12 protein-coding genes, 1 other RNA gene and 1 pseudogene are annotated in these 14,788 nt (G+C 42.5%); 4 read left to right on the forward strand and 10 right to left on the reverse strand.

What is annotated here, in order from left to right:
• The first annotated feature begins 32 nt into the window (after window positions 1–32).
• From EUAN_RS06210 to EUAN_RS13055, 4 genes and pseudogenes are all read left to right on the forward strand, one after another.
• The gene (locus EUAN_RS06210) at window positions 33–485 is read left to right on the forward strand and encodes an ImmA/IrrE family metallo-endopeptidase (RefSeq protein ID WP_071062818.1); all 453 of its coding nucleotides are present in this window, start codon (window positions 33–35) and stop codon (window positions 483–485) included.
• Between the two features lie 32 nt (window positions 486–517).
• Window positions 518–2,248, forward strand: a complete 1,731-nt coding sequence (locus EUAN_RS06215; protein ID WP_084655792.1) for an ATP-dependent nuclease — start codon at window positions 518–520, stop codon at window positions 2,246–2,248.
• Between the two features lie 27 nt (window positions 2,249–2,275).
• Window positions 2,276–3,130 carry a DNA adenine methylase gene (locus EUAN_RS06220; RefSeq protein WP_071062819.1) on the forward strand — a complete coding sequence of 285 codons (855 nt, stop codon included), beginning with the start codon at window positions 2,276–2,278 and terminating at the stop codon, window positions 3,128–3,130.
• Window positions 3,131–3,299: 169 nt separating this feature from the next.
• Window positions 3,300–4,283 (forward strand): annotated as a pseudogene (locus EUAN_RS13055) (recombinase family protein); the annotation flags it as partial.
• Here EUAN_RS13055 and EUAN_RS12850 read toward each other — a convergent pair.
• From EUAN_RS12850 to gpmI, 10 genes are all read right to left on the reverse strand, one after another.
• Entirely contained in the window at window positions 4,176–4,415 is a 240-nt protein-coding gene (locus tag EUAN_RS12850) for a hypothetical protein (RefSeq protein WP_071062820.1), read from the reverse strand. The pseudogene EUAN_RS13055 and the gene EUAN_RS12850 overlap by 108 nt on opposite strands.
• Before the next feature lie 353 nt (window positions 4,416–4,768).
• Window positions 4,769–5,124: a transfer-messenger RNA gene (gene ssrA / locus EUAN_RS06235) on the reverse strand.
• Between the two features lie 9 nt (window positions 5,125–5,133).
• Complete coding sequence (smpB, locus tag EUAN_RS06240) at window positions 5,134–5,601, reverse strand: SsrA-binding protein SmpB (protein WP_097678058.1); 468 nt, start codon at window positions 5,599–5,601, stop codon at window positions 5,134–5,136.
• Between the two features lie 50 nt (window positions 5,602–5,651).
• Complete coding sequence (gene rnr, locus EUAN_RS06245; protein ID WP_071062824.1) at window positions 5,652–7,793, reverse strand: ribonuclease R; 2,142 nt, start codon at window positions 7,791–7,793, stop codon at window positions 5,652–5,654.
• A gap of 87 nt (window positions 7,794–7,880) precedes the next feature.
• On the reverse strand, window positions 7,881–9,053 hold the full coding sequence (locus EUAN_RS06250; protein WP_071062826.1) for a D-alanine--D-alanine ligase family protein: 1,173 nt from the start codon (window positions 9,051–9,053) through the stop codon (window positions 7,881–7,883).
• A 14-nt stretch (window positions 9,054–9,067) separates the two neighbouring features.
• Window positions 9,068–10,714, reverse strand: a complete 1,647-nt coding sequence (locus EUAN_RS06255) for a UDP-N-acetylmuramoyl-tripeptide--D-alanyl-D-alanine ligase (protein WP_071062827.1) — start codon at window positions 10,712–10,714, stop codon at window positions 9,068–9,070.
• 15 nt (window positions 10,715–10,729) lie between these two features.
• Window positions 10,730–11,500 carry an alpha/beta fold hydrolase gene (locus EUAN_RS06260; RefSeq protein ID WP_071062828.1) on the reverse strand — a complete coding sequence of 257 codons (771 nt, stop codon included), beginning with the start codon at window positions 11,498–11,500 and terminating at the stop codon, window positions 10,730–10,732.
• A gap of 126 nt (window positions 11,501–11,626) precedes the next feature.
• Window positions 11,627–11,860 carry a preprotein translocase subunit SecG gene (gene secG / locus EUAN_RS06265; protein ID WP_071062829.1) on the reverse strand — a complete coding sequence of 78 codons (234 nt, stop codon included), beginning with the start codon at window positions 11,858–11,860 and terminating at the stop codon, window positions 11,627–11,629.
• A gap of 72 nt (window positions 11,861–11,932) precedes the next feature.
• Window positions 11,933–13,228, reverse strand: a complete 1,296-nt coding sequence (gene eno / locus EUAN_RS12420) for a phosphopyruvate hydratase (RefSeq protein ID WP_071062830.1) — start codon at window positions 13,226–13,228, stop codon at window positions 11,933–11,935.
• Window positions 13,229–13,255: 27 nt separating this feature from the next.
• Window positions 13,256–14,788 (reverse strand): 2,3-bisphosphoglycerate-independent phosphoglycerate mutase, encoded by a 1,533-nt coding sequence (gene gpmI / locus EUAN_RS12425; RefSeq protein WP_071062832.1) that lies wholly within the window; start codon window positions 14,786–14,788, stop codon window positions 13,256–13,258.

A 14,788-nucleotide genomic window follows, 5' to 3' on the forward strand; every position in this document is an offset into this window, starting at 1 on the left:
TATCTTAAATAACTAGTTTCAGGGGGATTCCTATGTACGAAAAGCTGCTAATTGAATATGAAGAAGAAGTCGAAGTCATAGAGGCTCCCCTGTCTGACAATCTAAAGGGCCTCTATGCCGATGGAGTTGTTGTAGTAAATGATAAGCTCAGTACTACTGAAAAAGCCTGTGTAATAGCAGAGGAGCTAGGCCACCACTACACCACTGCTGGGGACATACTGGATCAGTCGGAAGTCATCAATAGAAAGCTTGAGAAAACAGCCCGCAACTGGGGCTATGAAAAGCTTGTAGGTCTTGCAGACCTAGTGAACGCCTATAAATCAGGGGTGAGAAATAGGCACGAACTTGCAGAGTTCTTGGGCGTGACTGAGGAGTTTATAGAAAGCGCTCTGAATTACTACAGGGAAAAGCATGGGTTGTTTGCTACAGTAGATGGCTATGTAGTTTATTTTGAGCCTCTGGGGGTGTTTGAGAAGTTTTTTTAATCATTTTTATTTTAGTCAATAGGAGGTTGTTTATGAGTCATTCTAATATGTTCGTTAAAAAGCTTTATATAGATAAATTTAGAAACTTAAATGATATAGAAATCCCCGTAGCTAAGCGTCTCACTATTATTTCAGGACACAATGGAATAGGAAAGTCAAATATACTCTCTCTTATTTCTTCTGGATCTGGAACTAAAAAGTTTAAAGCCCAAAATGGTCAGTCTTTTCATCCTGAGTTTTATGATTTTTTTCATATAAATGAATCTGAATTGAATGATGATTATAAATGTTTTTTAGAATATGTAAATAACCCTAAAGACCCTAGCGATAGTTCTTATCATTTTTGTAAGTCTTTGACATTAAAAGACGATAGCAATTCTAATAGGGCAATTAGAATTATTCCTCGGACTAGTAATTATCTTGATGACAGTAAAACTGTTAAGGAAACTCAAAGCGAAGTTAAAGAAAAATTAAATATTGGGCCCGATGCAAGAGTTCCTATGCCAACTATCTATCTGAGTCTTTCTAGACTATATCCTCTCGGAGAAAGCGATGCTAAAACTAGTGCTTTAAATAAATCTTCCCGTATAATATCAAACCAAGGGCACGAGGAGTATAGAACTTGGTATAATAGTGTTCTTAAAAAGTCTATTGCTAGTGATGTAGATTCTTTATCTATAATAAAAAAGCATAAGATTGAAAAAACTTCTTACTATATGGACATATCTAGTGCAACATCACTAACCCAGTCTATTGGTCAAGATAATTTAGGCAATATAATAAGTGCTTTAGTAGATTTTTTTGTAATTTCTAAAGATCCTGAATATCAGGGTGGTATCCTTTGTATTGATGAAGTTGATGTTTCTTTACACCCATATGCACAACTTAAATTAATGGAATTATTAGTTAAACTTTCAGACGAGCTCAACTTGCAAGTAATTGTAAGCACTCACTCCTTGACTATTTTAAAGGAAATTCTTAGACTTCAAAAAAGTAACCCCGAACTCTATAAACTAGTCTATCTAAAAGATCCTATAGCTCCATTTATAAGTGAAGTAGACAATTACAAATCTTTAAAGGCAGATTTATTTATAGAATCAAATCCTGTACTTCCTAAAGTTAAAATTTATTTTGAAGACCCTAGCACCAACCGACTTTTTTCTCTATTAATAGGTGCTGCTCAAAGACTAGGTATTCTGGAAAGTAGCTTTAACTTAAGTAAATATGATATAGTGGACGTTCAGCTTGGATGTGATAACCTCCTTAAATTGAACGAAAAAGATTCTTACTTCAATAATGTGTGTATAGTTTTAGATGGTGATGCCAGGAGCAAAACGAAAGTAAAGGTATCAGAAAACTTATCGTTTACTCCACTATTAAGAAGCTTAAGTACCAGAAATACTGAGCCCAACGTCGTATTTCTTCCTAACTATTTTCCTCCAGAGTCTTACCTTTATAGAATCCTATATGACTATTTCATTAGAGACAATCAGACTTTTTGGAGAAGCCTAGATAGAAATCCAGAAACTACTCATTATACCAAGAGATATGTTGAAGAGCACCTTATATTAGATTCTAAAAACTTTGATAATGATGACCTTAGGAACATTTCCGAAGACTTATTCACTTTTGCTGAGAAAACTGATATCATATATAGTTACTACTCTGAAGAAGATAAAAGCCAAGAGCTCTCTAAATTTATAACTTCATTTGTTGAAGGACTTAAAATTCTTGAAAAAAGACTTTACGCTGCTAGATATTAATTACTATTGCCAAAAGGAGGCTACTTTATGTCCAATATCCTAAGCAATTCCCCACTTAGATATCCTGGTGGGAAAAGCAAACTATACAGCTATACAAAAGATTTAATTTCAAAGAATAACCTGGATGGATGTACTTATGTAGAGCCATTCGCTGGTGGCTGTGGGCTGGCCATAACCCTTCTTTTGCAAGGTGTCGTTTCTAAGCTAGTTTTAAATGATATTGACAGGTCTATATATGCCTTTTGGTATAGTGTCCTTAATCATACTGATGAACTATGCAAACTTATTGTTGAAACACCTATCACCGTAGACCAATGGAATATACAAAAGAGAATTCAGAACAATAAAGAAATTGAATCTCTTCTTAGTCTAGGATTTTCAACTTTCTTCTTGAATAGAACTAATCGATCTGGAGTTATAGCTGCTGGTCCAATAGGAGGTAAATCTCAGAACGGAAATTATAAAATAGACTGTAGGTTTAACAAAAAAGATTTAATAGATAGAATTTTAGAAATATCAAAACATAAAAACAATATTTCATTCTATAATTACGATGCTTCCTACTTTCTTAAACGAGTAGTTTCACGTCAAAGAAAAGATACCTTTATATTCTTTGACCCCCCTTATTATGAGAAAGGACCTGGGCTATATCTAAACCATTTTAAACATGATGACCATGAAGCCCTGGCCAGAGTTATAGAAAAATCAAAACAGCTTAATTGGGTTGTTACTTATGATAATAATTCAAAAATCAAAGATATCTATTCTAAATTTGACAAGCAGGTATATAGCTTGAGACATACTGCTCATACAAGTAAACAAGGATCCGAAGTTATGATTTATAGTGATAAAATACAATCCGTACCTTTTAGGTCTGAGTAACAAGTATCTAAATATTTGCATTTATTTAGATTTAAGATATGCTATACTCATATTCAACATCTGAATATCAACAACCTTGAACCATAACTCAAAAGTTACTAGAGTATATCTAGTGACTTTTATTTTAAACTTTAATCGAACATACGTTCTCACGAAAGGAGTTTTATATATGAAAGCAGCAGTATATGCTAGATACTCTAGCGACAACCAGAGAGAAGAATCTATTGAAGCCCAGACCAGGGCCATTAAAGAATATGCCGAAAAGAATGGCATTCAAATAGTTAAAGTATATGCAGATGAAGCACGCTCTGCAACTACAGATAATAGGCCTCAGTTCCTTCAAATGATAAAGGACAGCGACCTTGGGCTGTTCAATGTATTAATAGTTCATAAGCTAGACAGGTTTGCCCGTAATAGGTACGACAGTGCCTTCTACAAGCGCCATTTGAAAAAGAATGGTGTACGCCTTGTCTCTGTTCTAGAGAACCTTGACGACAGCCCTGAAGCCATTATACTAGAGTCTGTGCTGGAGGGTATGGCCGAGTACTACTCTGCCAACCTTGCACGTGAAGTAATGAAGGGAATGAAAGAGACGGCTCTACAGTGCAAGCATACTGGTGGAATGGCCCCTCTAGGCTATGATGTAGCCCCTGATAAGACCTATGTCATAAATGAAGCTGAGGCTAAGTCTGTAAAGATTATATTCGATATGTACATCAACGGCTCTGGTTATGCACTAATTGGTGAAAAGCTGAATAGTGAAGGCTTCAGAACCAAGACTGGCAAGCTCTTCTCTAGAAGCAGTATGCATGACATATTGAAAAATGAAAAGTATACTGGAACCTATGTATTCAACAGAACTGCCCGAAAAACAGGAGACAAGAGGACTCACAGGAAGTCCAAAGACGAGAGCGAGATAATAAAGATCAAGGACGGTATGCCTCGTATAATAGATGATGAAACTTGGATAAAGGTATGTGAAAAAATGAGCGACAATAAAAGAGGTGCTAACTCTGCAAGAGAAATATATCTTTTAAGTGGACTTCTATTCTGTGGCAAGTGCGGCGGTGCTATGACAGGCAATAGAAAGAAAGCCGGAAGAAACAAGACTCTCTATAAGTCTTATGAGTGCTCTACTAGAAAGCGTACTAAGGGCTGCGATATGAAGTCTGTAGGCAAGGAGTATATAGAAGCCTTGGTCATAGATCAGCTTGTAGAAGATGTATTCTCCCCTTCTGCTATAGAGAATATCGTAAACCACGTGTCTGAGTATGCTGAAACTCAATCCAGTGAAATATCTAAAGACATAGCTCTAATAGAAAAAGAGCTTTCTAGCGTAAGTGCTGAAATAGATAATATAGTGAACGCCATAGCAAGCGGAATGTTCCATACTTCCATGAAAGAAAAGATGGATTCCCTGGAGCAGAAGAAGTCCGGACTTAGCTTAAGACTGGCCGAGGCCAAGCTACAGCTTGATATCCACCTCCCTACTGAAGCTATGATAAGAGGCTACCTTGAAAAAGATACGGATATAAAAAACAAAAGCCTGAACGATCAAAAGAAGATCATTCAGACTTATGTCAATAGGATAATCGTTTGTGACAATGATATAACTGTTGATACCATTGTGACCTTTGCTGGTGGAGGCGGTGGGAGTCGAACCCACGTCCGAAAATGCTTCACCAGGAACTTCTCCGAGTGCAGTCACTGTTTTAAAGTTTCGCCTAGCCAGACTCCCAATGACAGGATTCCAGTTCGGCTATCTCCAATTAGTCTACTAGAGGTCGGAGAGCCCCAATAGTAGTTCCCTGCTGATTATGGTGTTCATCCCCTAAGCGCAGGAACTTAAGAGAGAACAAGCCACGTTATTGCTACGCAGCTAAAGCGTAATTGTTATCTTTTGCGTTTACTTTAAATGTCTCTTTTAGCGTTGATAGACGTCAACGACTCGCTTATCCTGGATTCACATCCCCGTCGAAACCATTTTCGCCCCCGGATGTTTTTTAATGCTTTTCGCTCATATGCTGCTTTATCCTTCTCTCAGCATCTTTCTTGGCGATATCGGCTCTCTTGTCGTAGTTTTTCTTACCTCTCGCCACTCCAAGCTCTATCTTCACCTTGCCTTGTTTCAGGTATACACTAAGCGGTATAAGAGCATAGCCTTTCTGCTTTATATAGCCCAGCAGTTTAGTTATCTCCCTCTTGTTGAGAAGGAGCTTTCTCTTTCTCACGGGATCCACGTTGTAGATATTGCCTTGCTCATACGGACTTATATGCATATTGTTTATATAGACTTCGCCGTCGTCTATGGAAGCATAGCTGTCCTTGAGGTTCAGCTTGCCCTGTCTTATAGACTTGACCTCTGTTCCCTTCAGAACTATCCCGACCTCTAGCTTGTCTTCTATAAAATAATCGTATGTCGCTTTTCTATTCTTGGCTAATATCTTTCCAACTGCCATGTCGATCACCATTTCCTCTTTAGTGTATACCTAATACTAGCAAATTTTTGGTTCTAAGTCAACTACTCTTCGTCTAATTCCGACGATTCCACTATGATAAAGTCCACCTGTCTGCTGTCTATGTTTACATTTGTGACTCTGACTCTCTGTTCGTCCCCTATCCTGTACATTCTCTTTGTTCTTTCACCCATAAGCGCGTAAGACCTTTCATCGTACTTGTAGTAGTCATCTTTAAGAGTGTTCACATGCACAAACCCCTCGACAGTGTTTGGAAGCTCTATGAAAAGCCCAGAAGATATCACTCCGGAAATCACTCCGTCGAACTCCTCGCCTATCTTGTCCAGCATGAACTCGGCTTTCTTGAGGTCATCTGTCTCTCTTTCAGCCTCGTCCGCCCTCTTCTCTGCATCAGAACTGAGCTCGGCTATCTCAGGCAGCTTGGCCTTTAACTTGCTCGCCTTCTTCTCGTCGAGCTCGCCGTTTATAAACCACTTTATTATCCTGTGTATCTGAAGGTCAGGATACCTTCTGATAGGGGACGTGAAGTGGGTGTAGTACTCCGCAGCCAGTCCGAAGTGACTGTCTATCTCGGCGCTATACCTGGCTTTTTTCAGAGACCTCAACATTATGGTGTTTATTAGGTGCTCTTCCTTTTTGCCCTCTATCTTGCCCAGCAGTTCCTGAAGCTCTCTAGGGTGTACTTCCTGCGAACCTTTGAACTTGTAGCCGAAGTTATATATAAACTTCGAGAACTCCTGTATCTTGTCAAGGTCCGGGTCCTCGTGTATCCTGTAGAGGAATGGAGCCTGGCTCCAGTGCATATACTCCGCCACTGTCTCGTTTGTGACAAGCATAAACTCCTCTATTATCCTGTTGGCTATTCGCCTCTCATACTCCGAAATCTCTATAGGCTTGCCTTTCTCGTCCAGTATGACCTTCGTCTCCGGGAAGTCGAAGTCTATGCTCCCCCTTCTCCTTCTCTTTTCCATAAGGATTTTGCAGAGTTCCTCCATAGTGTAGAAGTCATCCAGTATATGTGAGTATTTCTCTTTTAACTCGGTATCATCTTTTTCCAGTATGTCTGATACGTCCTCGTATATGAGCCTTTCCTTGCTGTTTATCACACTTTCAACTATCTCATGGCTTTTGACTCTTCCCTGCTTGTCTATCTCCATGATCACGCTGAGCGCAAGCCTGTCCACCTTGGGATTCAAACTACATACTCCATTTGAAAGCTTCTTAGGCAGCATAGGTATAACCCGGTCTACAAGATAGATGCTCGTACCCCTCTCTATTGCCTCTTTGTCTAGAGGCTTGTTCTCTTTTACGTAGTACGTCACGTCCGCTATATGAACCCCTAGCTTATAGTTTCCGTTTTCAAGCTTCTCTATGGAGACTCCGTCGTCGAAGTCCATGGCGTCTGCCCCGTCTATAGTGAATATCATCTTGTCTCTAAAATCCGCTCTTCTCTTGATCTCTGAAGCCGGGATCTCCTCTGTAATAGACTCCGCCTCATGTTCCACAGCTTCTGGGAAATGCTCTGGGAGTCCGTATTTCTTGACTATGGTTATTATGTCTATTCCAGCATCGCCCTTGTTTCCAAGTATGTCTATAACTCTTCCCTCTGGACTTCTCCTCGAATCACCCCAGCTTGTTATCTCCACTTCCACTATCTGCTTGTCCTGCGCTCCCATGGAGTCGTTCTTAGGTATGAATATATCCTCTGTTATCCTGTTGTCTGAAGGCACTACAAAGCCAAAGCTCTTGCTCTTCTCGTATACTCCGACTATTTTCTCGTTGGCTCTCTTGAGTATCTTTCTTATTTCACCCTCGCGTTTCTTCCCGTCTCCACTTGAAAGTGTTATCTTGGCGATTACCCTGTCTCCGTTCATCGCTCCATTTAAATCCCTAGGAGATATAAACACGTCTGTTACGCCTTCGCTCTTGTTGTCCGGAACTAAAAAACCGTAGCCCCTCTGGTTCACTATCAGCTTTCCGACTGCCAGATTCATATTGTGCGGAATTCCGTACTTGTCTTTTCTGTTTCTGTAGATGCGCCCCTCTGCTTCCATCTCGGAAAGTATCTTGTAAAGCTCGTCTTTGCCTTCTTTTCCTATCTGGAGACGTTTGGCTATCTCCTCTCTCTTCATAGGTATATACTCTTCGCTCTCCATATACTCTATTATCTTGTCTTTTATATTCATAGTCTTCACCATCCTCTGTTTTATCTGATTTTATCTATATACCCAAGTATCTCTTTTTCAAAAAGAAAAAGGCATGTTTCCATGCCCTTACATCTTTCCTGCTTTTGAACTCTTTCCTAGGTTGACCTTGTCAAAAAGGTCCACGTCGTAAGAGTACATATTCTTGTTTTTCTCCTCGTGAACGGCGTATGCTATATCTAGAAGCTCGTCCACTAGCTGAGTGAAGTTTATCCCCATAGGTTCCCATAGGTAGTATCCCACAGAACCTGGCTGAGTGTTTATCTCGTTTACATATATCTTCTCGTCTTCGTCCATCAGGAAGTCTATTCTGGCATTTCCCTTGCAGTCTATCGCCATGAAAGAGGCCATCGCAGTCTCCTGTATCTCTTTGGCTTTCTCCGAGCTCAAGTCTGCCGGTATGTTTCTGCCTCCGTTTTTAGATCCCTTCGAGTTGCTGTTTACATACTTGTCCTCGTAAGTCAAAAGCTCTTTCCAGCCTATAGGCTCCTCGCATAGAGACGCCTTAACTTTGTTGTCGTATCCCATTACTGCGCAGTTTATCTCTCTAGGATTTTCCACTGCCGCCTCGACTATTATCTTCCTGTCGTATCTTATAGCCACTTCTATAGACTCTTCAAGGCTTTCTCTGTCCTTGGCTCTAGTTATGCCTACAGAAGATCCTAAATTCGAAGGCTTTACAAATACAGGGTACTTCAGCTTGCTCTCTATTTTGTCCAGTACGGCGTTCTTGTCGTCTTCCCAGGCTTTTCTGAAGAACCAAGTGTAGTCCACTATAGGAAGTCCGTGAGATTTGTAGACGTCCTTCATAAGTATCTTGTCCATTCCGACTGAAGAACCTATTACTCCGGCGCTCACATACGGTATGTTCATAAGCTCGAAAACTCCCTGTACAGTCCCGTCCTCTCCGTTAGTTCCGTGAAGCGCTATAAAGGCCGCGTCTATCTTCTCCGAGAACTTCTTGCTGAAAAGCCCAACTTTGTCAGGATGCGAAAAAATTCTGTTCTCGTTGTAGGTAGGAGTCACAACTATCTCTTTTATGTTCTTGAGGTTCTTCTCCTTGAAGTTCTTGAACTCTAAAAGCTCATCTCCTGTGAACCATCTTCCCTCTTTGTCTATAAACACAGGCACTACGTTGTACTTCGACTTGTCTATATTCTCCATCACCTGCATTCCGGTTATAACCGAAACCTCGTGCTCAACACTTTTTCCACCAAATAATACCGCTATATTTTTTTTCATCTTTCAACCGTCCTTTATTCGTTAAAATTATCTGGCAAATCATTTTCAAATAGAACTATGTCCTTTGGCCTCACTATCGTCTGAAGCTTAGCCGTGGCCTCGTCCAGCTTTGCAACTACAAATACGCTTTTCGGGTCAAATCCAGACTCTATGACGCCCTCGTATATTGGCTTTGTCCTGTTCTTTCCGACGAGTATGGCGTAGTCGCAGTGCTTTCCTATGTTCCTTCCGAACTCCTTGTTGGCCTCGTACTCTTCATCTCCAAGCTCTATCATGCCGGGAGTTATCACTATCTTTCTGCCCTCTTCAAACTGTGACATAACCTCAAGAGCCGCCTTGGCACCTACAGGGTTTGAGTTGAAGGCATCGTCTATTATTATCACGCCTGTCCCAGGGTTCATAAGCTGAAGTCTGTGAGGCACAGGTTCTACCTTTGAAATACCTCTAGCTATCTCCTCCATAGTCATGCCGAGGGCAAGCCCTACAGTGGCTCCGGCCAAAAGGTTTAGTATATTGTGCTCGCCAAGCAGATTGGTCTTGCAGCTTATCTCTTCTCCGCTTTTGCTTCCCAGCACAAACTCCGAACCTGTGGCATTCACTTTTATATCTCTGGCGTATACGTCCAGCTTCTCTCTGTCGCTTATACCGTAGACCATCTTTCTTCTGTCTTTGGTGTTGTCGGCAAGCTCTCTTACGTATTCGTTTTCATAGTTGAAGACCGCAAGGCCATCAGTCGGCAGCGAGTCTATTATCTCGTACTTTGTCTTCATTATATTCCCTATAGACTTGAAAGTCTCAAGGTGCGCAGGACCTACAGAAGTGAGCACCCCTATCTTATGCCCTACAAGCTCTCCCATCTCGGCTATGTCTCCTACGTTTCTGGCGCCCATCTCGGCCACAAAGGCCTCGTATGAGTCGTCAAGCGTCTCGTTTATCACCTTGCTGACACCCATAGGAGTGTTGTAGCTTTCAGGAGTCTTAAGTGTCTTGTACTTCTCTGAAAGTATTGTAGCCATAAGGAACTTGGTGCTTGTCTTTCCAAAGCTTCCCGTTATTCCAACCACCTTTAGATCCTTCATACCTCTTATCTTTTGCTGTGCAGCTACAAAGAACTGCCTGTTTATAGCCTCTTCTATCGGCTTCGCTACTATGTTTGAAATCATCAGGATGTAAGGCTCAAAGTAGAGCATTATAGCTCCGACTACAAGCATCAAAGAAACCGACAGCGTCTTTTCCTCTACCAAAGTTCCAAGCAGCGCCACAAATGCGACCGCTATGACCAAGTTAACCGCCATCTGTATCGTAAAGAGCCTCTTCACTCTCTGGGTGAATACAAGGTCTTTCTTCAGCTTCTCTTTTTTAGTCTTCATCCCGAACACTGTAAAAGCACACCAGGCAAGTATGACTCCGCCTATCACAGTCGGCACTTGATGCTTGCCCATAACCACTGCAAGTAGCACCACAGCTATAGAGGCGACTGTGCTGAGCTTGAGCTTCATATAGAATGCCCTATACCCGAATTCGTCTAGCCATTTTGTAAAGTTTTCGTTCTTGTATCCTTCCAGCTGCATCATATGTATAAGATATCTGCTTCTGGTAAAAGACGCTGCAATCCATATTGCGACTGCTGCAAATATCAGCGGCAAAAATAAGCGCTCCATCTTCCACTCTCCTCTTTATTTTTTATTTATTCCAAAAAAGCTCTCTAAAACAGCCTTAAACTGGCCGTACTGGTCTATATACGAGTAATGCCCGGCGTCTTCAAAGACTACAAGGCCGCTGTCTGGAATTTCCGCATTCATTATCTCAGCCATGTATACAGGGGTCGCATCGTCATCTCTGCCCCACACCAGTAGCGTAGAGGCTTTTATGCCTTTAAGCAGAGGCCTAAGGTCCTCATTGACTGTCTTTACTAGTATCTGCCTCATGACTCCACCAGCATCTCTGTAGTCCTGGGAGCCGAATTTCTCGTAAAATCGCTTCAGCCTCTTTTCCTTTGGAATCCAGAAAAACAGCGTATTGTAAAGTTTTTTCATGGCCTTGAAGGAGTAGACCTTGAAGTAGTACTTGGCCCCTCTCTTCGGGATAAGCCCTGCGGCGTCCACCAGCACCATTCTGTCCACAAGCTCTGGGTACTTGTTTGAGAGTATTATGGATATCCTTCCTCCGAAGGAATGACCTATTAGAGTCACCTTCTCCATCTTCATCTCGTCTATAAATCGCTTTATATAGTCTGCATATTCATACACTCCCCATGGCTCAGGAGGCTCTGGCGACTCCCCGAAGCCCGGAAAGTCCACGGTGTAGACTTTAAAGCTGTCTTTAAGTATATTGTGTACCGGCATCATGGTCTGTATATTTGTTCCCCAACCGTGGAGTATGAGCACGTTCTCCCCCTCTCCCTCGGCTATGTAGTTCATCTTCAATCCGTCTATATCTATATTCAAGTCGATCTGTCCTCTCAATTATGTAATGTCCTCATCTATATGATTATAGCAAAATTTTTTAATTTATACTATAGAGATGCATTCTTTTAAGCAAAACAAAGGCGATTCGGAAGAATCGCCTTTGATCTATTTTTGAATAGCCGCCAATGCTATAGATGAAATCATTATCACAACAGACGAAGCGATTATCAGCTTGTCCGATATAGCGTCTAGTCCTTTTCCCTTGTTTTTAGACCAGACGTTTTCACTTCCTCCACCGAAGCTTCCAGAAAGTCCGCCAGTCTTGTCTTCTTGCATCATGACATTTACTATCAGTATTATGCTTGAAACGACTATAAGCACCATAAGTAGTGTATTCACCAAAACACCTCCATTTCTACAATCAACAATATTATATCACAGCGTCAACGATCTATCAATCCGCCGGATTTATTAAAGATTTTTAAGGTTGTAGAAAGTCTTCTTGCCTTCATACTTGCTTACAGGCCCTATCATGTCCTCTATTCTCAGAAGCTGATTGTACTTTGCAACTCTGTCGCTTCTCGAAGGAGCTCCTGTCTTTATCTGACCTGCATTTGTAGCAACTGCAAGGTCTGCTATAGTGGAGTCCTCTGTTTCTCCAGATCTATGAGAGATTACAGCAGTGTACCCTGCTCTCTTCGCCATCTCTATGGCGTCTAGAGTCTCTGTTATAGTTCCTATCTGGTTTAGCTTTATAAGTATAGAGTTGGCTATTCCGCCCTCTATTCCTCTCTCTAGCCTCTCTGTGTTTGTAACGAAAAGGTCGTCTCCCACTAGCTGAACTTTAGCTCCAAGCTTTTCAGTAAGCGCCTTCCAGCCTTCCCAATCTTCCTCGTCTAGTCCGTCTTCTATTGAAACTATAGGGTATTTGTCTGCAAGCTCTGCGTAGAAAGCTATAAGCTCTTCTGCTGTAAGCTCTTTTCCTTCTCCGGCCAACTTGTAAGTCTTGCTCTCTTTGTCGTACAGCTCTGTAGCCGCCACGTCTAGTGCAAGCATTATGTCTTTCCCTGGCTCGTATCCTGCGCTTTTTATAGCCTCAACTATAGTCGAAAGGGCTTCCTCATTTGAAGTTAGGTTAGGTGCAAATCCACCTTCGTCTCCTACTGCTGTGTTTAGTCCCTTTGACTGAAGCACTTTCTTAAGGCTGTGGAAAACCTCTGCTCCCATTCTAAGCCCCTCTTTGAAAGTCTCAGCTCCAACAGGCATTACCATGAACTCCTGTATGTCCACGTTGTTGTCTGCATGCTCCCCGCCGTTCAGTATGTTCATCATAGGCACTGGAAGTGTCTTGCTGTTAGTTCCTCCAAGGTACTGGTATAGAGGCACTTCTAGGAAGTTGGCCCCTGCCTTTGCAACTGCCATAGAAACTCCAAGTATTGCGTTGGCTCCTAGCTTGCCCTTGTTGTCAGTTCCGTCAAGCTCAAGAAGAGTCTCGTCTATATAGACCTGCTCTAGCACATCCATCCCTATAAGCTCAGGCGCTATTATGTCGTTTACATTCTCAACTGCCTTCTCTACACCTTTTCCAAGGTATCTAGAGCTGTCTCCGTCTCTAAGCTCTACAGCCTCGAAAGCTCCTGTAGAAGCTCCCGATGGAACAGCTGCTCTTCCGTATCCTCCGTTTTCAGTCCAGATCTCCACCTCTACCGTTGGATTTCCTCTTGAATCTAGTATCTCTCTTGCATAAATATCTACTATAAGTGACATGTGCATTCCTCCTATTTATCTTTATATTTATCTTTTTATCAAGCTCTTTCCTGTCATCTCCGCTGGAACGTCCAGCTTCATTATATACAGCACCGTAGGCGCCAGATCGGCAAGTATCCCCGGGTTCAGTGACACACCTTTTATGCCTGCAAGTATAAGGGGCACTTCGTTTGTGCTATGGGCTGTAAGAGTCGCTCCTGTCTTGCAGTCCTTCATCTCTTCTGCGTTTCCATGGTCGGCTGTTATAAGCGCAGAACCTCCTACAGATTCTATGGCCTCCACTACATTTCCAAGGCATGTGTCTACCGTCTCTAAAGCTTTTATAGCGGCCTCCATATTGCCTGTATGCCCTACCATATCAGGGTTTGCAAAGTTGAGCACCATAAAGTCGTACTCGCCAGACTTAATCCTCTTCACAGCCTCTTCAGCCAGCTCATATGCGCTCATCTCAGGCTTCAAGTCGTAAGTCGCAACTTTAGGCGAAGGTATAAGCACCCTTGTTTCCCCAGGGTTTTCAGCCTCCACTCCTCCGTTGAAGAAGAAGGTCACATGGGCATACTTCTCTGTTTCAGCTATTCTAAGCTGTGTCTTTCCATTCTTGCTCAAGTACTCACCCAGAGTGTTCACATGCGACTGCGGCTTAAATGCAATCTCCATGTTCTCTATGGTGGCGTCATACTGAGTCATGCCCACAAAGTAGGTTTCCACAGTCTTGGCTCTTTCGAAACCGTCGAAATCTCTGTCCACTATGGCCCTTGTGATCTGTCTGGCCCTGTCCGGCCTAAAGTTGTAGAATATCACAGAGTCTCCGCTGTCTATAGCGCCTGTAGGAGCGCCTTTTTCAGTTATAACTGTAGGCAGTATGAACTCGTCTGTGACTCCGCCTGTGTAGGACTGCTCTACAAGCTCGGACGGGCTTGTGGCACTCTCGCCTTCTCCAAGCACCATGGCGTTGTAGGCTTTCTCTGTCCTGTCCCATCGCTTGTCTCTGTCCATGGCGTAGTACCTTCCAGACACAGTGGCTATCTTGCCTATGCCTATCTCCTTAAGCTTTTCCTCAAGCGCCACCACATCGGCCTTTCCGCTTGAAGGAGGCACGTCTCTTCCGTCTAGGAAGCAGTGGATGTATACATCCTCTAGTCCCTCTCTCTTTGCATAGTCTAGCAGTGCATAGAGGTGTGAATTGTGGCTGTGAACTCCTCCTGGAGACAGCAGCCCTATAAGGTGAAGCTTTGAATTCTTCGACTTGCAGTTTTCAACTGCGCGCTTGAACTCCTCTTTTTCAAAGAAGTCCTGATTCTCTATGCTCTTGCTTATCCTTGTGAACTCCTGGTACACTATCCTGCCTGCTCCTATGTTCAGATGACCTACTTCCGAGTTTCCCATCTGTCCTTCAGGAAGTCCCACGTCAAGGCCACTGGCCTTTAACGTGGTGTGCGGTTTTTCAGACATCAGCTTGTCGAAGACAGGGGTGTTGGCCTTTATCACTGCATTCCCAGGATAGTCGCATCCCATTCCCCAGCCGTCTAGTATTATTATGGCCGTAAGCTGCTTGTCCAT

Origin of the sequence: Andreesenia angusta (assembly GCF_001855385.1) — a bacterium.
GTDB classification, from domain to species: Bacteria; Bacillota; Clostridia; order Tissierellales; family Gottschalkiaceae; genus Andreesenia; species Andreesenia angusta.

Bases quoted from the DNA above. Each gene is read 5' to 3' on its own strand.
- EUAN_RS06255 (WP_071062827.1), bottom strand. From the start codon at position 10,714: ATGGAGCGCTTATTTTTGCCGCTGATATTTGCAGCAGTCGCAATATGG.
- EUAN_RS06210 (WP_071062818.1), top strand. From the start codon at position 33: ATGTACGAAAAGCTGCTAATTGAATATGAAGAAGAAGTCGAAGTCATA.
- gpmI (WP_071062832.1), bottom strand. From the start codon at position 14,788: ATGGACAAGCAGCTTACGGCCATAATAATACTAGACGGCTGGGGAATG.
- smpB (WP_097678058.1), bottom strand. From the start codon at position 5,601: ATGGTGATCGACATGGCAGTTGGAAAGATATTAGCCAAGAATAGAAAA.
- EUAN_RS06250 (WP_071062826.1), bottom strand. From the start codon at position 9,053: ATGAAAAAAAATATAGCGGTATTATTTGGTGGAAAAAGTGTTGAGCAC.
- rnr (WP_071062824.1), bottom strand. From the start codon at position 7,793: ATGAATATAAAAGACAAGATAATAGAGTATATGGAGAGCGAAGAGTAT.
- EUAN_RS06215 (WP_084655792.1), top strand. From the start codon at position 518: ATGAGTCATTCTAATATGTTCGTTAAAAAGCTTTATATAGATAAATTT.
- EUAN_RS06220 (WP_071062819.1), top strand. From the start codon at position 2,276: ATGTCCAATATCCTAAGCAATTCCCCACTTAGATATCCTGGTGGGAAA.
- eno (WP_071062830.1), bottom strand. From the start codon at position 13,228: ATGTCACTTATAGTAGATATTTATGCAAGAGAGATACTAGATTCAAGA.